Origin of the sequence: Rhizobium terrae, from assembly GCF_003425685.1 — a bacterium.
Classification (GTDB): Bacteria; Pseudomonadota; Alphaproteobacteria; order Rhizobiales; family Rhizobiaceae; genus Neorhizobium; species Neorhizobium terrae.
This window is the reverse complement of the sequence record NZ_QJKM01000005.1, coordinates 90,143-108,219: the sequence shown is the minus strand read 5'-3', so window position 1 is coordinate 108,219 and position 18,077 is coordinate 90,143. Positions and strand designations below refer to the sequence as shown.

Annotated in this window: 16 protein-coding genes and 1 pseudogene; 11 read left to right on the top strand and 6 right to left on the bottom strand. The window is 58.9% G+C overall.

All coding sequences use genetic code 11. From position 1 onward, the window contains the following. Positions 1–65: 65 nt before the first annotated feature. Together DMO26_RS10680 and DMO26_RS10675 are read right to left on the bottom strand one after the other, a co-directional pair. Positions 66–833 carry an SDR family oxidoreductase gene (locus DMO26_RS10680; protein WP_117192040.1) on the bottom strand — a complete coding sequence of 256 codons (768 nt, stop codon included), beginning with the start codon at positions 831–833 and terminating at the stop codon, positions 66–68. A gap of 52 nt (positions 834–885) precedes the next feature. Then, positions 886–1,153, bottom strand: a pseudogene (locus DMO26_RS10675) (4-carboxy-4-hydroxy-2-oxoadipate aldolase/oxaloacetate decarboxylase); the annotation flags it as partial. Between the two features lie 509 nt (positions 1,154–1,662). Here DMO26_RS10675 and DMO26_RS10670 point away from each other — a divergent pair. The 6 genes from DMO26_RS10670 (at position 1,663) to arfA (ending at position 9,022) form a co-directional block, all read left to right on the top strand. Continuing rightward, entirely contained in the window at positions 1,663–3,540 is a 1,878-nt protein-coding gene (locus DMO26_RS10670) for an ABC transporter substrate-binding protein (protein WP_226951273.1), read from the top strand. A 63-nt stretch (positions 3,541–3,603) separates the two neighbouring features. Next, the gene (locus DMO26_RS10665) at positions 3,604–4,611 is read left to right on the top strand and encodes an ABC transporter permease (RefSeq protein WP_117192038.1); all 1,008 of its coding nucleotides are present in this window, start codon (positions 3,604–3,606) and stop codon (positions 4,609–4,611) included. Then, positions 4,608–5,468: an ABC transporter permease gene (locus DMO26_RS10660; RefSeq protein WP_117192037.1), complete on the top strand. Its 861-nt coding sequence runs from the start codon at positions 4,608–4,610 to the stop codon at positions 5,466–5,468. Before DMO26_RS10665 ends, DMO26_RS10660 begins: the two co-directional genes overlap by 4 nt. After that, the gene (locus DMO26_RS10655; protein WP_117192036.1) at positions 5,468–6,535 is read left to right on the top strand and encodes an ABC transporter ATP-binding protein; all 1,068 of its coding nucleotides are present in this window, start codon (positions 5,468–5,470) and stop codon (positions 6,533–6,535) included. The genes DMO26_RS10660 and DMO26_RS10655 overlap by 1 nt, the downstream gene beginning before the upstream one ends. Further along, positions 6,532–7,428, top strand: coding sequence for an ABC transporter ATP-binding protein (locus DMO26_RS10650; protein ID WP_117192035.1), 897 nt, complete (start codon positions 6,532–6,534; stop codon positions 7,426–7,428). The genes DMO26_RS10655 and DMO26_RS10650 overlap by 4 nt, the downstream gene beginning before the upstream one ends. A gap of 46 nt (positions 7,429–7,474) precedes the next feature. After that, positions 7,475–9,022 (top strand): arabinosylfuranosidase ArfA, encoded by a 1,548-nt coding sequence (gene arfA / locus DMO26_RS10645; RefSeq protein ID WP_205421202.1) that lies wholly within the window; start codon positions 7,475–7,477, stop codon positions 9,020–9,022. Between the two features lie 27 nt (positions 9,023–9,049). On the opposite strand, the gene DMO26_RS10640 is transcribed toward arfA, so the two are convergent. After that, positions 9,050–9,976 carry an ArsR/SmtB family transcription factor gene (locus DMO26_RS10640; RefSeq protein WP_117192033.1) on the bottom strand — a complete coding sequence of 309 codons (927 nt, stop codon included), beginning with the start codon at positions 9,974–9,976 and terminating at the stop codon, positions 9,050–9,052. A gap of 453 nt (positions 9,977–10,429) precedes the next feature. Here DMO26_RS10640 and DMO26_RS10630 point away from each other — a divergent pair, with 453 nt between their 5' ends. The 3 genes from DMO26_RS10630 (at position 10,430) to DMO26_RS10620 (ending at position 13,389) form a co-directional block, all read left to right on the top strand. Further along, positions 10,430–11,242 carry a chromate resistance protein ChrB domain-containing protein gene (locus DMO26_RS10630; RefSeq protein ID WP_117192031.1) on the top strand — a complete coding sequence of 271 codons (813 nt, stop codon included), beginning with the start codon at positions 10,430–10,432 and terminating at the stop codon, positions 11,240–11,242. A 6-nt stretch (positions 11,243–11,248) separates the two neighbouring features. After that, positions 11,249–12,652: a chromate efflux transporter gene (gene chrA, locus DMO26_RS10625; protein ID WP_117192030.1), complete on the top strand. Its 1,404-nt coding sequence runs from the start codon at positions 11,249–11,251 to the stop codon at positions 12,650–12,652. A gap of 233 nt (positions 12,653–12,885) precedes the next feature. Continuing rightward, positions 12,886–13,389, top strand: coding sequence for an arsenate reductase/protein-tyrosine-phosphatase family protein (locus DMO26_RS10620; protein WP_117192029.1), 504 nt, complete (start codon positions 12,886–12,888; stop codon positions 13,387–13,389). On the opposite strand, the gene DMO26_RS10615 is transcribed toward DMO26_RS10620, so the two are convergent. Beyond that, positions 13,386–13,988, bottom strand: coding sequence for an exopolysaccharide biosynthesis protein (locus DMO26_RS10615; RefSeq protein ID WP_162894808.1), 603 nt, complete (start codon positions 13,986–13,988; stop codon positions 13,386–13,388). The two genes, DMO26_RS10620 and DMO26_RS10615, sit on opposite strands and share 4 nt — an antisense overlap. 67 nt (positions 13,989–14,055) lie before the next feature. Beyond that, the gene (locus DMO26_RS10610; RefSeq protein ID WP_117192027.1) at positions 14,056–14,265 is read right to left on the bottom strand and encodes a hypothetical protein; all 210 of its coding nucleotides are present in this window, start codon (positions 14,263–14,265) and stop codon (positions 14,056–14,058) included. A gap of 132 nt (positions 14,266–14,397) precedes the next feature. Between DMO26_RS10610 and DMO26_RS10605 the strand changes: the two genes are divergently transcribed. Together DMO26_RS10605 and chrA (DMO26_RS10600) are read left to right on the top strand one after the other, a co-directional pair. Beyond that, positions 14,398–14,709: a PadR family transcriptional regulator gene (locus DMO26_RS10605; RefSeq protein WP_117192026.1), complete on the top strand. Its 312-nt coding sequence runs from the start codon at positions 14,398–14,400 to the stop codon at positions 14,707–14,709. Further along, positions 14,681–15,910: a chromate efflux transporter gene (gene chrA, locus DMO26_RS10600; RefSeq protein WP_226951260.1), complete on the top strand. Its 1,230-nt coding sequence runs from the start codon at positions 14,681–14,683 to the stop codon at positions 15,908–15,910. Before DMO26_RS10605 ends, chrA (DMO26_RS10600) begins: the two co-directional genes overlap by 29 nt. 159 nt (positions 15,911–16,069) lie before the next feature. On the opposite strand, the gene DMO26_RS10595 is transcribed toward chrA (DMO26_RS10600), so the two are convergent. Next, on the bottom strand, positions 16,070–18,064 hold the full coding sequence (locus tag DMO26_RS10595) for a PhoX family protein (protein WP_117192025.1): 1,995 nt from the start codon (positions 18,062–18,064) through the stop codon (positions 16,070–16,072). Positions 18,065–18,077: the final 13 nt, after the last annotated feature.

The following is an 18,077-nucleotide window of genomic DNA, read 5'->3' as shown; positions in this document are numbered from 1 at the left end:
CGTCCGGCACCAACGCGCCGGGCGAGGGCTGCCGGTCCCTCAGCGGGCCGATATGGCCGGTTCCCTTAAAGAGAGGTGGTGATGCCGCCGTCGACATAGAGCATGTGTCCGTTCACGAAGGAGGAGGCCTTGCCGGAAAGAAAGACGGCCGCGCCGACCAGTTCTTCAACGTTGCCCCAGCGTGCCGCCGGCGTCCGCTTCTCCAGCCAGGATGAGAATTCGGCGCTGTCGACCAGCGCCTGATTGAGCGGCGTCTTGAAATAGCCAGGCGCAATGGCATTGACTTGTAGGCCATGCTTCGCCCAGTCGGTGCACATGCCGCGCGTCAGGTTCTTCACCGCCCCCTTGGTCGCCGTGTAGGGGGCGATGCCCGGTCGCGCGAGCTCGCTCTGGACGGAGGCGATGTTGATGATCTTGCCGCGCCCGCGGCCGATCATGTACCGGGCCACCGCCTGACCGACATAGAAGACGCTGGAGATGTTGGTCTTCAGCAACTGCTCCCATCGGTCGACGGGAAAGTCTTCCAGCGGCGTACGGAACTGCATGCCGGCATTGTTGATCAGGATGTCGATCGGCCCGGCCTCCCGTTCGATCACATCGACGCCCCGCTTGACGGCCTCCGCATCCGTCACGTCGAAATCGGAAACGGATACGGGGGTACCGACGTCCTTCAACTGACGGGCGGCCTCTGCGAGCTTCGCCTTATCGCGGCCGTTGAGCACGAGTTCAGCGCCGTGTTCCGCCAATCCCTTCGCCAGGGCAAAACCGATGCCCTGGGACGAACCCGTTACCAGAGCGCGCTGGCCCGAAAGATCAAACAATGGAAAAGTCATTCATTACCTCCGACAGGCAAGGGAAGAGTTGGAAGCCGACCAGCCTTCGACGTCAGATATCGACGATGAGACCCTTCGCCTTCAATAAGGCTTCGAGCTTGCTGACTTCAATGGCCGATTTGCCCCTGCTTGTAGGCTTTGATGTAGCCGGCTTCGGCGTCTTCGCGTACCCACGACAGCCTCGCTGCTTCCCGTATCTCTTCGCGTCGTACGACCACCAGCCCGTCCGCGTCGCCGGCGACGATATCGCCCGGATTGATGATCTCTCCACCGAGGATGACGGAGTCGTTGAGGACGCCGAGCGTTTCCTTGACGGTACCCCATCGCCAGCATAACCGCGAATGTTCCCCAAGAGCGCGATTGGAGCCATGATCGTCGATATCAAGGTGTAGCGGAAGCCTGCAACGGTGAAGATTTGCACCGGAAGTCCGGCCGCCTCGCTTTCCCGAAACCAAATCCTCGAGCAACTCCCGGCTCATCGAAGATTGCCGGACATCGACATAGACCTGATCGATTTGCCGGACGACGGCGAGAGGCGATGCTGCCGAAGCCGATATAAGGCCTGCTTTCGCTCATCAAGGCCTGACCTATAAGCCCGACGCGGCACCCATTTCTCCCACGGGCATTCCGATTGCAATCCCACCGCGCCAGAAGCTTGGAACAGGATTTAAAGTCAAGCGAGACACGGACATGAATATCACAGAATGTGATATAGATCAATTTTTGTGTTGACTTATCTTCCGGGCTGCACAATCATTTCCGCGTTCGGATAGCCGATGAGCACGCTGGAAACTGGGAGGATAACGGCATGCTTTCGAGAAGGACATTTATGTGGCTCGCAGGGACATTCCTTGCGACCAGGCCGGCGTTTGGGCAAGCGCCGGGAAGTGATTTGCCCCGCGAGCAGCTTCTGATTCTGGAAAATCCGGAAGGTACGATTAAGAACGCAGGCTGGTTCAACATCTGGGCCATCAACGCAGGCGGCCAGACTACCGGTCTTCATCAGAATGTGATGGACACCTTCTGGTATATCGATCCCGACCACGGCATCAATGGTGTCTGGGATAATTCGCTTGCAACGGAAAAGCCGATCTACAACAAGAACTTCACGGAAATGACCGTGAAGCTGCGCTCCGGCATCTTCTGGAGCGACGGCGTCGAATTCACGGCTGACGACGTGGTGTTCACGATCGAGACGCACATGAAGACCAGCGGCCTGCGCTGGAGCGCTCCAGTCCAAGTCAATGTCGCGGCGATCGAGAAAAAGAACCCGACGGAAGTGCTCTTCAAGCTGAAAAAGCCGAATTCGCGCTTCCACGCCCTGTTTACCGTTCGCTGGAATGCGATGTGGATGATGCCTAAGCACGTCTTCGAAAAGGTCGGCGACGTGCTCAAGTTCGACTTCAATCCGCCGGTGTCTCTGGGCGCCTACACGCTCCACAATTTTGACCGTGGCGGCAAATGGTTCATCTGGAAGAAGCGCGACGACTGGCATAGAACCACGGTTGCCCGTTACGGCGAGCCCGGTCCCGGCTATCTTGCCTATATCGACCCGGGACCGCCGGAAAAGCGCGTCATAGAGCAACTCAACCATCGGCTCGACGTCATTCACGACCTGTCCCCCGAAGGCATGTTCACGCTTGCGAAGGACTCTCCGTCTTCGGTCAGTTGGTTCAAAGGCTTCCCCTATGCACATCCGGACCCCACGCTTCCTTCGGTCATCTTCAACCATCGGCTGGAGAAGTTCCAGAACAAGGACGTGCGCTGGGCGCTTGCTCTGCTGATCGACATCAAAGCCGTCAGCATGGCTTCCTACCGAGGTGCGGCGACGATCTCGGCAATCGGAGTGCCGCCTACCGGGCTCTATCCCAAGTATTATTTCGAGCCGATGGAACAGTGGCTCACAGGTTTCGAGCTCGATACCGGCAAACGAAAGATCAAGCCCTACGACCCGACGATAGGCAAGCAGATCGCCGATATGCTCCGGCCTTCGCTGAAAGATCAGATACCTTCCAACCCCGTCGACATCGCCGCCGCGTTCGGCAGAGGATGGTGGAAGCCAGACCCGGAGGCAGCAACCGAACTTCTCCAGAGAGCCGGTTTCACCAAGCAGGGTGAACGCTGGTATCAGCCCAATGGCCAGCCGTTTTCCGTCAAGGTTATGGTCGAAGGCGATCTCCGGCCTGTCATGACGCGTGCCGGATCGATCATCGCGCAGCAATGGCGACGCTTCGGCATCGACGCCAATATAGACGTTGCCCAGGGAACGTTGCTCGACCGGCGAGGCGTCGGCGACTTCGATACCTTCATCGGCTGGAGCGTCGAAACCTGGGGCGGTCACCCGGACCTCTCCTTCTTCCTCGACAGCTGGCACTCGCAGTTCGTCGTGGATGTCGGCAAGGTGCAGCCGCCGAGAAACTGGCAGCGTTGGGCTGAACCCAGGCTGGACAAGATCATAGAAGAGATCCGCACGATCGATTTCGACGATCCTCGCGGCGTCGAACTCGGCCTTGCCTACCTAAAACTGGCAGCGGAGGAGATGCCGATCATTCCGCTGATGGCGTACAACGTGTTTGCGACAATGGACACGACCTACTGGACCGGTTTCCCGAGCCTCGCAACGAAACCCTACACGAACCCGGTCTCCAACTGGGGCAACACAAAATACATGATGGTCAATTTGAAGCCGACCAAGCCGGCAAAGTGAGCAACCGCCGCCCGGCGCGATATCAGCGCCGGGCGGAAACTCTTTCCGAGACAAGAGGCATCAATGCGATCCTACGCCATCTACGTGGGCAAGCGTGTTTTGCAGTTCGCGCTGGTCGTTTTCGTCGGTATCAGCATCACATTTCTGATCACGCATCTTACGCCGATCGACCCGGTCGAGCATTCCGTGGCACAAGTCAGCACCTTCGGTTTTTCCAGCCCTGAATCCATCGAACTTCTCCGGCAGTCGTTGCGGGAACTCTATGGAGTGGGCGACAATCTTTGGGAGGAGTATCTGATCTTTTGGCAAAGGCTTGCTAGGCTCGACTTCGGCCCGTCTTTGTCGGCATTCCCCACGCCCGTGAGTGAGTTGATCGGAAGAGCCCTTCCTTGGACGATCGGACTCCTTACGGTCTCGACCATTCTGAGTTGGTTCATCGGCAATATCATCGGCGGGCTGGCCGGCTACTACAGCCGCAACCGTATCCTACGGATAATCGGCATGATCATGATGGGCTTGCATCCGGTGCCCTACTATATCGTCGCCTTTGTCCTGTTAATTGTGTTTACGTTCCTGTTACCGATCCTGCCGAGCAGCGGCGGCTATGCGATGAACCTCGCGCCCGGCTGGACACCCCAATTCTTAGGCAGTGTTCTACTTCATTCGATCCTGCCCTCGGTCTCCCTCATCCTCGTCGGCGTCGGAAGTTGGTTCATGGGCATGCGCGCCCTGGTTTCCAATATCGTCACCGACGACTACGTGACCTACGCCGCCCTCGCCGGCGTACCGGAAAGGCGGCTGGTAACCTCGTATGTGATGCGCAACGCCTTCCTGCCGCAGATCACCGGTCTTGCGATGTCGATCGGTGCGATCTTCAACGGCGCGGTGATCACCGAACAGGTCTTCGGATACCCGGGCATAGGCCGCCTTCTGGTCGAGGCCGTTCATGCGGCCGACTATTCGCTCGTCCTCGGGATCACGTCGATCGCCATCATCGCGGTATCGGCTGCCGTGTTCATTATCGACATCATCTATCCGCTGATCGATCCGCGCGTTCAGGTGACCCAATGATTGCCGTATTCAGAGACCTGTTCCGCTATAACGGCGAGTTCGCCATCGGCTTCATGATCATGATGGTCATACTCGGTGTCGCCGCCACCTCGTTCTTCTCGCCTTATGCGCCGATCGATTCCTATCTCGTCGCCATGGATGCCCCGCCCTCGGCTGAATACGTGTTCGGCACCAACTCGCGTGGTCAGGACATATTCTGGCAACTGACTTTCGCGCTTCGCAATACGCTCGCCTTTGGCTTCATTGTTGCGCTGATCAGCCGGATTCTCTCCCTGGCGATCGGGCTGATTTCCGGTTATGCCGGCGGAGCCGTCGACCGGGTCCTGATGTCCGTCAACGACACGTTTATCGTCATCCCGCTGTTTCCCCTTCTGGTGCTGCTCTACTTCGTCTTGCGGGACGACATGACTTGGTTCGTGCTTGCACTCGTCATGGCTGGGCTGGGCTGGGCTTACGATGCAAGACTGATCCGATCGGTCATGATCAGTCTAAGGACTCGCGAGTTCACAAACACCAGCGTTTTCTCGGGCATGTCCATGCCGAGGATCGTTACCCAGGAACATCTGCCCTACGTGCTCCCGATCGTCTTCTCGACGTTCATGAACAACATGAACTGGTCGATCGGACTGGAGGTCACGCTCGCGGTGCTGGGCTTCACCGATGTCGATACCCCAACCATCGGCGGCATGATCTTCTGGGCCAACCAGCATAGCGCGATGGTGTCCGGAATCTGGTGGTGGTATTTCTTCCCCACCCTGTTCGTGACGCTGACGTTCATCGGCCTCTTCCTGCTGTCCATTTCCATGAACGAATACATCGATCCGCGAAGCCGGCTCGACCGGATGGGGAATTCCTGATGACGCAGATCTCCGGTTCACCTCTGGACGAAAATTCGTACGTGTTGGAAACGCGCGCTTTGCGCGCTTACTACCGCATGAAGTATTTCGGGATCGACCGTGAAGTACGGGCCGTCGACGGGATCTCGATGCACGTGCGCAAGAACGAAATCTATGGCATCGCCGGCGAATCCAGCTGCGGCAAAACAACATTCATCAAGGCAATAGCCGCCGCAATTAGGCCGCCGCTGGAAATCGTCGCCGGACATGTGAATTACAACTTTATCAATAATGACCTGTATGCGTTGCCATCGAAGGAACGCTCCGCCATTCGCTGGCGGCATCTCTCCTACATCCTCCAGGGTTCGATGAACGTTCTCAATCCGGTTCGGCGAATCCACAAGACATTCGAGGATTTTGCATTCCGGCACATGCATATGGGACGGTCTGAATTCGAACAGGAGGTGAAGCGCCATCTCGAGCGGTTGCGTCTTCCCGCCGAAATCCTCCGCGCCTATCCGCACGAATTGTCCGGAGGCATGCGACAGCGCGTCTGCATTGCGCTTGCCACCCTCTGCAAACCGGAATTCATCATCGCCGATGAGCCGACGACCGCGCTTGATGTCGTCGTCCAGAAGGACGTTCTGGCAATGATCCGTGAGACGCAAAGCGAATTCGGATCGTCGATGATCTTCGTAACCCACGACCTGGCGGTTCATGCCAACATCACGGACAGGCTGGGCATCATGTATGCCGGTAGGCTCGTCGAGGAAGGGCGAACGGCGGATGTCTTTTCCAACCCGATGCATCCTTATACGGCCCACCTGATCGCGAGCCTGCCGAGGATCGGTGACATACATCCACGCAACGCGCTCACCGGATCTCCGCCCAGCCTGGCCGACCCGCCCAAAGGATGCCGCTTCCATCCCCGCTGCCCGCTGGCGATGGAGATTTGTCGCCACGAGAATCCGGCGCTGACGACGCTTGCGGAGGATCATCGAGTGGCCTGTTTTGCGGCCAGTGCAACGGTGCAGCCAACCAGCGACGAAAAGCCCCAACATCCGGAAGCATTGGAGACGGTGCGATGACCGGCCCTCTTTTGCAACTCGAGGGGGTCTCGAAGACCTATCGGCGCGGTGGCCTGTTCGGGCGTGAAGAATTCCGGGCCGTTGATAACGTCTCCTTTCGGATCGAGGATAACGAGCCCCAGGTCTTCACGGTCATCGGAGAGTCCGGTAGCGGCAAGACGACGCTGGCAAGAATGATCCTCAACATGGTGCGGCCAACCGCGGGAACAATCTTCTTCAAAGGCCAGGATCTGGCCTCGATGCGTGGAGCACGCGCTCGGCGAATATTCATGAAGGACGTACAACCGATCTTCCAAAACCCTTTCGAGGCATTCAACCCCTTGAAGCGCGTTGATCGCTATCTCCTTATGACTGCGAAAAACTTCACCCCTGCCCGATCATCCGCGCAGCTCGAAGCGGCTGCCGATAGAGCCTTGAAAAAGGTCGGTCTCTCGATTGGCGAGGTTCGCGGCCGGTTTCCTCATGAATTGTCCGGCGGACAGTTGCAGCGCGTCGCGATTGCCCGCGCGCTCATCCCCGGTCCTTCGATGATCGTCGCCGACGAGCCCGTGTCGATGGTCGACGCGTCCTTGAGAATGTCCATCGTCAATCTCTTTCGCACGCTGCGCGACGACCTGAAGGTGTCGATCATCTACATCACCCATGATCTTGCGACGGCCTATTACGTCAGCGACAGGATCATCATCATGCGCAAGGGGGAGGTCGTAGAAAGCGGATCGGCACGCGTCGTTCTGGAAAACCCTCAACATTCTTACTCGCAGTTGCTGAAGTCCGCCGTCCTATCTCCCGATCCGCACGGCCGCGGCGTATTGACTGGCGACAGCGCCGCATCCCAGCAAGCACGGGCATCACCGCACCCGCAGATCGACAACTTAGAGCCGCAGGTGCGCTAGCGGCAAAATTTTCGGTTCTCTTTTTATCAGAGTGAGATTTGAGATGATCAAAGCCCAAGTCCGGTTCGACCGGGACTTCATTATCGGTGAAACTGACAAACGCCTTTTTGGTGCTTTCATTGAACACCTTGGCCGCTGCGTTTATGGCGGGATTTACGAACCCGGCCATCCCACGGCTGACAAGAAGGGTTTCAGGCGAGATGTCCTGGATCTCGTACGTGAGCTCAATCCCACGATCATGCGCTATCCCGGCGGCAATTTCGTTTCCGGCTACGACTGGGAGGACGGTGTGGGACCGGTTGACCAGCGCCCCCGCCGCCTCGATCTCGCATGGAAATCAGTCGATACAAACCACTTCGGCACCAACGAGTTCATGGACTGGTGCCGGGCTGCGGATATCGAACCCATGCTCGCCGTCAACCTCGGTACACGTGGTCCCGACGAAGCACGCCATCTGCTCGAATATTGCAACCATCCATCGGGCACTCGTCTTTCCGATCTTCGCCGCCAGCATGGTTGGGAAAAACCTCATGACATCAAGTTCTGGTGCCTGGGCAATGAAATGGACGGCGGCTGGCAAATGGGCGCAAAGACAGCCGAAGAATACGGACGTATCGCGGTTGAAACAGCCAAAATGATGCGGATGACAGATCCGACGATCGAACTGGCGGCATGCGGGTCTTCGGGCCGGAAGATGGCCACATATGGCGAATGGGAAAGGATCGTGCTGGAGCACACATTCGATCATGTGGAGTTCATATCGCTGCACACATATCTCAACAACTATGCCGACGACACGCCGTCATTCCTGGCAAGTTCCGATCTGATGGACAGCTTTATCGAAGAGGTGGTTGCGATCGCAGACGCGGTCGCAGCACGACGCCGATCCCGAAAGCGCATCATGTTGAGCTTCGACGAATGGAACGTCTGGTATCGCACACGGCGTGGCGAGCACAACCGCGTCAAGGAAGGTTGGCCCGTTGCGCCGCCCATTCTGGAGGAAGAATACAACATGCAGGACGCGCTCGCCTTTGGCGGCGCCTGCATATCGCTTCTCAATCATGCGGATCGGGTCAAGGCCGGATGCCTTGCCCAACTCGTCAACGCGATCGCCCCGATCATGACGGAGACCGGCGGCCCCGCATGGCGCCAGACGATTTTCTGGCCGTTCTCGGATTTCAGCAATCTCGGCAGAGGCCGGGTCCTGAGGACAAAGGTCGATACACCAACCTATTCGACGCGTTATTACGACCCGACCCACACGGAGGATCTCTACGATAAGATCGATCCCGTGCCCTACCTCAAGTTCTCCGCCGTGCACGCGGAGACGGACAAGACGGTCACGCTGTTTATCCTCAACCGGCATCTCTCCGACGACATGCAGGTCGATATCGCAGCGACAGGTTTTGGAAGCCTGACGGTGCAACGCGCCCATACGCTTCATCACCCGGAGCTTAAAGCCAGCAATACGAAGAGTGAGCCAAACAACATCGTTCCGCGACCGTTGCCTGGTGTAGAGGTAAAAAACACCGGAACCACGGTCACTGTTCCCCCGGCCTCATGGAGCATTGTCCGCTTTGATGCTGCTGCGTGAGTTGCTTTAGCTTGATATGCTCACATCTCATGCCAGATAAAGACGCATGACGATGTCCTGGTCGTAGTTGCCGAAGCCGCGTCCGAAAATATTGATGCCTCCCGGATGGGGGGCATTTTCCTCGATCCCGATTTTCATGCGTATGGAATGATGATCGGCTAGCCCGACGTCGTCGATGGTAATGTTTGAAATGGAGATGCCATCGACAAACGATCCCTGTTTGGTGATACGAAAGGTCTTGAGCTTCCCGTACTGCGAGCCTTCGAGCTTCCACCATTTGGGAGTATAGACACCGCGCTTGTCACCGTAGTCACCAGGGGACGTCCACGTCCCGACCCGATGATCGTTGACCCATAACGTGATGTCGGAGGGCCAATTCACGTTCGTACCGGGCACTTCCGACGACAGCTCCATGGAGAATTCAACTGCATCGATCGTGGAATTGACGAGCCTGGCATTATTGGGGAACTTGTATTCCACATTGCCGCGTCCAAACCAGATCAGCGCGGCCTGAACCCGGCCAGGGTCTAGAAAAAAGTGCGGCACGTCGAGCAGGCCGATGACACCATCCGGCGAACATAGGCCGCAAGGTGCGGACACTTCACAGCTGGTGAAGAGCCCAAGCGGCATTGCGACTTCGATCTGGTTGCTTTTCGGGCTCTTTTCCGGTGTATCGAAGCGAACGATGATCTCGTCATATTTGGCGCTGCAGACTTTCTGATGCCCTTTCGTCGCTTTGACGGACTGGGTATCGATCAATCCTGCCTCTTCCAAGGTCAATATGTTCACAGCGACCGTCGATTGAGGCAGCGAAAGAGCAGCGCTGATCTCGTTGACGTTCATTTTCCCGCGATCGTGCAGAAGCTGGAGAATGTTGATCCTGATGGGCGACGCGAGACCTTTCAGCACTGAACTGCCGGTATTCGCTGATATGGTAAGAAAGTTTGGCTTCATGCTCGATACTGCCGTTGCCCACTCTCTGTATCAGCATTTTTGATTTAGTAAGAACGAAATTTTGATGCAAAGCAAGGATGGGTTGGCGAACGAAGGCGAGGTACCTTACGCATGCCGCTCGAAGATTATGACAGCCGATCGGGAGACTGACCGGCCACCTCCGAAGCGTAGCGATTTCATGGTGTCGAAGTGCAGCTTCCCCCCACAATCGGAGCAAGCGTTGAAACCTACCAAGGCTCTCGATTATACGTCGAAGACCCTCCAAGCATTCGCCGGCGTTGTCTTGATGACGGTCGCTGCCGTGGAGCTTTTCCGCTCATTGTGAATGCAGGCATCAGCCCTTGACAACGGAAGCGGCTGTAGCAAAATCTCGGACATGGGGTTGCGATCACCCCACGAGGCCACGGCTAAAGAATCGCGTCCTTTGAACCCGAGCCAACGGAGGGACGCGCTATGCCGTCATATCTCGAAATCACCCCTGACAAACTTGCCCGCATCATCGGCACCCCCAACTTGCCTGCGATCATCGACGTCCGCAACGACGAGGACTTCGCAAGCGACCCTCGACTGGTTCCCGGATCGATCCGGCGAGATTACCGTCGCGTCGCGGAATGGGGCCCGGAAGTCATCGGCTCTGCCATCGTCCTCTGTCAGAAAGGGCAGAAACTCGGACATGGGGTTGCAGCCCACCTTCGCGTGCTTGGAACGCAGACCGAGGTCCTGGAAGGTGGGTTTGAGGCCTGGTGCGACGCGCAGGGCCTGCTTGTCCCCGACGGAAAGCTCCCCCGTCGGGATGCCCAAGGCCGAACGGTCTGGGTAACCAGGTCACGACCGAAGATCGACCGCATCGCCTGCCCGTGGCTGATCCGCAGGTTTGTCGATCCTTCGGCCGTCTTCCTGTTTGTCCCCGCGAGCGAAGTGTCGGCCGTGGCTGAGCGGTTCGGTGCGACGCCCTTCGACATCGAGAATGTGTTCTGGAGCCATCGCGGCGAGTTATGCGCCTTCGATGTCATGGTCGAGGAGTTCGGCCTCAAGACAGACCCACTCCTCCGCCTGGCAACGATCGTGCGGGGCGCGGATACCGCCCGGCCGGACCTTGCTCCCGAAGCGCCCGGCCTGCTTGCCGTTTCGCTGGGACTTTCCCGGATGTTCAACGACGACCTTGAGCAACTGGAGGCAGGCCTGACGATCTACGACGCCTTTTACCGCTGGTGCCGAGATGCGACGGACGAGACCCATAACTGGCCGAATCCAAGGAAAGGATAAAGAGCGATGGCCGACCTCGCAAAAAGCACGGTCGAGCGCAGCTCGACCGAGAAAGACATCGTCCCTCTCGCTGAAGCCGCCAAGGTCTGGGTGCGGGTAGCCGCCCTCAGCTTCGGCGGCCCGGCAGGCCAGATCGCGGTGATGCACCGCATTGTCGTCGACGAGAAGCGATGGGTCGGGGAGCATCGGTTTCTCCATGCCTTGAACTACTGCATGCTCCTGCCGGGACCCGAAGCACACCAGCTTGCCATCTACATCGGCTGGCTCCTCAACAAGACCAAGGGCGGGCTTATCGCCGGCGTGCTCTTCATCCTGCCCGGCTTCATCGCGATCCTGGCATTGAGCTACATCTATGTCCTGTTTGGCAACCTGACGTTCATCGAAGGGATGTTCTTCGGCCTGAAATGCGCCGTCCTCGCCGTCGTAATCCAGGCCGTCTTCCGGATCGGCAGCCGCGCCCTCAAGAACAAGGTCATGGTGGCGCTCGCCGCGGCGGCCTTTGTCGCGATCTTCTTCCTGCACATTCCCTTCCCGCTCATCATCATCGCGGCAGGCATCATCGGATACTTCGGTGGCCGTATAGGCAACCCGGCCTTCCAGGTGGGCGGCGGACACAAGTCCGGGTCGGCTAAAATCCTTGAAGACGGGGATTCCGTCCTCGGCGAAGACATTCCCCCGCATGCGAAGCCGAACCTAGCTTGGTCGCTAAAGACTTCTGGCGCGCTCGCGGTGCTTTGGCTCCTACCTGTTGCAGTGCTCCTTTTGGCGCTGGGGCCGGACAACGTCTTCTCGAAGATCGGTGTGTTCTTCAGCCAGATGGCGGTCGTCACCTTCGGCGGAGCCTACGCCGTCCTGGCCTATGTGGCGCAGGCGGCGGTCGAGGGTTTCGGGTGGCTGCGGCCGGGGGAGATGCTGGACGGGCTCGGGATGGCAGAGACGACGCCGGGGCCGCTGATCATGGTCACCCAGTTCGTTGGGTTCTTGGCTGGCCACCGCGATCCGGGCGGTCTCAATCCGCTGACAGCCGCCACGCTTGCCGCCATCCTCACGACATGGGTGACGTTCCTCCCGAGCTTCCTCTGGATTTTCGCCGGAGCACCGTTCATCGAAAAAATGCGCGGGAACCTCGCTCTTTCGGGGGCAATGTCTGCGATCACGGCGGCGGTAGTCGGTGTGATCCTCAACCTCGCCATATGGTTCGGAGTGCATGTGCTGTTCCACGAGGTCGCCACCATCTCGTTTGGCTCCTGGGCCATGGATGTGCCGGTGGTGACCTCGCTCACCGTTCCGGCCCTGGTGCTGACGCTGCTGGCAGGAGTTGCCATCTTCCGCTTAGAGCTTTCTGTCATCAACACGCTCCTTGGGGCTGCCGCACTTGGCATCGGTTGGACGCTGATCGAGGCATCGTGAGGGCGGTATTACTGAGACGTCGATGAGAAGGTGGCTGCCGTTGCGGACGGTCGGAGCTGCCGGGTGATGGCGAAACGGTCCTTGACTATCTCGCAAACAGCGCACTGACCGCCAAGGCGTTCTCCAGTGCTTCATTGTTCTCTGTGTTCTCTGCGAACTTGGCTTCATAAAACTGTCATGGAGCCTTGTCATATCTTTATCGATTTCCGATATCGTTATCCGAGGGACTTTCGATGCAGATCGAAACTTACCGCGTACTCTTCCTTTCGCGCCGCAATTCCGCACGCAGTGTGATGGCGGAAGCCATTCTGAACAAAGTCGGCAGAGGACGCTTTGAGGCGGTCAGCGCGGCCGTCGATCCCGCACCGGTGATCGAACCGATCGTGCTGGAACTTCTCCGGAACGCAGATTATCCAATCGAAGAGCTGACGCCGCGGCATTTCGGGACATTCGCCGATGCTGGGGCTGCCGATCTGGATTTTGTCTTTACGCTCAGTGACACCGCCGCCGGGGAAGCACTTCCGGAATGGCCAGGCCTGCCGATCACCTCGCACTGGCGTTGCCCCGACCCCATCCTTGTTGAAGGTGAAGCCTGGCAACGCAAGCAGGCCTTCATGCAGGTGCTTGCCGGCTTGGAACGCCGCCTCAACATCTTCATCAACCTGCCGTTCGCCTCGCTGGATCGCATGAGCCTCCAGAACCAGGTCAGAGGCATCGGCGAGGCGCAGGACGCTTAACCCTTCGGCCGGTTGAAAGCGCGTTCCATCCCGATCCAATCGGCGATCAGCCACCAGCCGCCAGCGAGGATGGCGGCACTGACCGTGGCTGCGAGGATCGCAACAAGCAATCCTGCGCCAATCGCCAGTGAATCGCGCTGTGCCATGCCAAGAGCCGTAATAAGAACGGCGAGACCCGGCAGCATATTGCCGAAAGGTATCGGCAAGGCGATCAAGACGGCCATCATGAAGATGACGAGCCCAAGCACCGGTTTCATCAACACCTGCGACAGCAATTTGCCGCGTGGCCTCATCTGACGTTCAAGACGGGCGAGGACTGGCGCGCCATGCGTGGCCATCCGCTCAGCAAGGGAGCGAGGCACGCCCATGGCTGACAATCGCTTTGGAAGCCACAATCGCTCTGCACCCAGCATGACCTGAACCGACAACAGAGCGAGCGCCGTGCCGAACACCAGGCCCGCCGGAATGCCGGGCGTTGGAATGATCGCGGGAATAGAGAACATCAGCAGGATTACAGCAATCCCCTGATCACCCATCGCATGCAGAAGGTCACCCACAGTTACAGGTCGTGGCAATCTGTCTGGAAGCGTGCTGATCAATTCCGCCAATCCCTGTGTGCCAGCTAGGTTGCTCGTGCCCACCAGCGCCTCCACCGATCGAGGTGCACTATTGCCATGCGGCCTCGTTCTTCTTCTCGTAATCGCCAAACGCCTTCTGAAGACCGCCCAACACCTCGGCTGCGGTTTCGAACATGGCCTTGAGTTGCGGCTCGTCGACCTTTTCGATGTCTTCCCGTAAGTGATCCATGGTTTCCTGCAGGCGCGTCTGCATCTTCTGCGTATGGTGACGCGGATCACGATCGGCTTCACTGACCATTGGTATTCTCCTATGGTTCGTGCTTCGATGAACCGCCCAGTCCTTTTGACGGTTGAAGGCCAAACTCTTTACCTCTAATCTCGGTTCCCGATATCGCTTTTCGAGAGTGAGGTTTATTTTTGATGGTGATGAATGGAACACCAGGACCTTCTTTCCGGCTTCATCCGGCTTCACGTCCTGCATCATGCGGCCGAAGGCGATCTCCACGGCCTGTGGATGATCGAGGAACTGGCGCATCACGGCTACAAGGTCTCCGCCGGCACGCTCTATCCGATGCTGCATTCCATGGAGAAGAAGGGATACCTCACCTCTCGAACGGAACGGGTGGGGCGCACGCATCGCAGAATCTACAACGCAACACCCTACGGTATTGCAGCTCTCGAACTGGCCAGGGAAAAGGCCAAGGAGCTGTTTCGTGAAGTCGTCGGCGGAAACAATTCATGAGGAAGCAGTCGAACGTCCGCATGGCACGCCCGGAGAGGTCTTTACCGCCTTCCTGAAGCTCGGCGTCACCTCCTTCGGGGGCCCGATCGCGCATCTCGGCTATTTTCGCGATGAATTGGTCGTCCGCCGCAAGTGGATCGATGAGGCAGGTTATGCCGATCTCGTGGCGCTGTGCCAGTTTCTTCCTGGCCCAGCCTCAAGCCAGGTCGGCTTTGCCCTTGGACTCCTGCGCGGTGGTCCGCTTGGCGCTTTGGCCGCCTGGGTTGCCTTCACACTTCCATCTGCGATCCTGCTGGTGATATTCGCGATGGCAGCGACGGCATTCGACGGTCCCATAGGAGCCGGCGTGTTGCACGGATTGAAGGTGGTGGCCGTCGCGGTCGTGGCGCAAGCCGTCTGGGGGATGGCAAGGACCCTCACCCCGGACCGAACGCGGGCGAGCATCGCTCTCGCCGCCGTCGTTATCGTCGTGTTCGCAGCCGGCGCGATCGGACAGATTGCCGCGATCGCGGCCGGCGGGCTGGCCGGGCTTCTATTCTGCCGCAACGGTCCCGCCACGGGAACGGCGCATCTTTTCTTCCGGATTTCTCCGATTGTTGGGGTTGGATGCCTCCTTACTTTCTGCCTGCTGCTCGCGGGGTTGCCCATCGTGGCATCCACTGTCGATTCTCAAGGTCTTGCCCTGTTCGACTCCTTCTATCGCTCCGGCTCGCTGGTCTTCGGCGGCGGCCATGTCGTGCTGCCCCTGCTGCAGGCAGAGGTGGTTAATCCTGGTTGGGTAACGAACGACGCCTTTCTGTCCGGCTATGGCGCGGCTCAGGCCGTTCCCGGACCGCTGTTCACCTTTGCGGCCTATCTCGGCGCCGTCATGGGATCTGCTCCGAATGGCATCCTTGGCGCCGCCATCTGCCTCGTCGCGATTTTCCTGCCGGGCTTCCTTCTGCTGGTCGGCGCGCTGCCCTTCTGGGACAATTTCCGCAAGCGTCCCATAGCACAGGCGGCGATGCGTGGCGCCAACGCCGCCGTCGTCGGTATTCTTGGTGCGGCCCTCTATACTCCGGTTTGGACCAGCGCTGTGCTCGACCCATACGATTTCGCGCTGGCGCTGACGGGCTTCATCCTGCTGGTCGTCTGGAAGGCGCCACCCTGGCTGGTGGTATTGGGCCTGGGGCTTGCGGGGGCGGGCACGGCCGTTTTCTAGCACGAAAACCTCACCGATGACCCAGCGCGAACGGGCGCTGCCGCGCGTTTCAAAAGCAGGCCGGGACAATAAGCTCATCCCGGCCGCTAACCGACCTTCACAGCTGGCTGGCAGCCTCACTGCCACGTTCGGTGCAGCTCGACGCTGCGGTTGATACCGTCAGACGGCGATCTTGCCACCGCCGACTTTGGTGATCGCGACGACCGCCGGCCGCACTGGCATGTCCGGCTTGAAGTCCGGCCAGCGGGTGGAGAGGTCCTCGTAATAGGACGGTCGGCCATGCCCCGACCAGTCCTCACCGCCGTCGGCCGGATGCTGGACAGCCACGAAGGCGGTCTCGTCATCCGGCGCGAAGAGCGGGCCGCACATTTCGGCGCCGACCGGCACGCGGAAGAACAGCTTCGAAGTGGCGCGCGCCGCACCTTCCGTATCGACGGCCCAGAGACCATCGGTGCGGCCGGTGGCTTTGTTGCTGTTGCCGTCAGTCGATACCCAGAGGCGGCCGGCGGAATCGACGGCACAGTTGTCCGGCATTCCGAACCAGCCGTTCTTGGTGGTGTCGGTGGAGAACGTAGCGCCGACCGCTGCTACGGACGGATCGCCGCACTTCAGAAGCACTTCCCATTTGCCGGAGGTCGCGGTGAAGTCGCCATCGTTTTCGGCAATCTCGATGATGTGGCCGAAAGCGTTTTCCGCCCGTGGATTGGCTGCATTCACCTGGTCGGCCTTGCGGCGGGTATTGTTGGTCAGCATGACATAGACCTTGCCGTTCACGCCGTTCGGCTGGACGTCTTCCGGACGGTCCATCTTGGTGGCGCCGAGCACGTCCCCGGCGCGGCGACACTCGATCAGCACGTCGGCCTGGCTGGCAAAGCCGTTGGCGGCCGTCAGCAGGCCCTGACCGTGGATCATCGGCAGCCATTGCATGGTGCCGTCTTCGTTGAACTTCGCGACATAGAGCGTACCGCTGTCAAGCAGGTTCATGTTGGCGGCGCGATCATTCGGGTTGAACGTTCCGTCGGTCACGAACTTGTAGACATAATCGAAGCGCTCGTCGTCGCCGAGATAGAAAACAACCTTGCCGTTCTTGGCGACGATCGATTCCGCCCCTTCATGCTTGGTGCGGCCGAGCGCGGTGCGCTTCTTCGGCGTGGAGGTCGGGTCCATGACGTCCACCTCGACGATCCAGCCGAAACGGTTCGGTTCGTTCGGCTCCTTGGCGAGATCGTAACGGTCGTAGAAATTGGCCCATTCGTAGCCGCCTTCCGGAACGCCGTAACGCTTGTAGTTGACGGCTTCCTTATGACCTTCCGGCAGCTTGCCGGAGAAATAGCCATGGAAATTCTCTTCTGCCATGATGTAGGTGCCCCAGGGCGTAACGCCGCCGGCACAGTTGTTGATCGTGCCGATGGCATGGGTTCCGGTCGCATCGGCATTGGTCTTCAGGCGATCATTGCCGGCAGCCGGGCCGGTGATCTCCATCGGAGTATTGGCAGTGATGCGGCGATTGTACCTGCCGTCTGCGACGACCTGCCATTTGCCGCCCTGCTTGCGGATTTCGACGATGGTGCCGCCATGGGCCGCCATTTCGACATCCACCTGCTCCTTGCTGAGCGCGCCCTGCTTGATCTTGCCGTCGACGACCTTGACGAGGCCCGGGAACATCAGGTGTGGGTTGGTGTATTCGTGGTTGACGACGAGCAGGCCGTGCTGGCTGGAACCCTCGAGCGGGATATAGCCGACATAGTCGTTATTGTAGCCGAACTGCTTGCTCTGGGCTTCGGCAGTCTGCTTGATCGGATCGAATTTCGGGGCGCCTGGCAGTACGGCATCACCCCAGCGTAGCAGGATGTCGGCATCATAACCCTCGGCAACGTGATGGTTGGCGTCGACACCGGCTTCCACTTCGGTGAACTTGAAGGCAGAACCGCCCTTGCCCTGGGCGCGCGCCTCATCGGCGCTCATCAGAGCGACCGGGCTGACGGTAGCGGCAATCGCCGAGACGGCCAGCGAGCCCTGCAAGAAATTCCGTCGTGAAAAACGCTTGCCGATGATTTCGCCCATCGTCGGATTGGCGCTCGTGTTGTGGCCGTCACCGTCAGCCTCTTCAAGCTGCGTGGTTGGGAATATCTTCTGGGAAAGGTGGTCGCTCATCCAATGCCTCCAT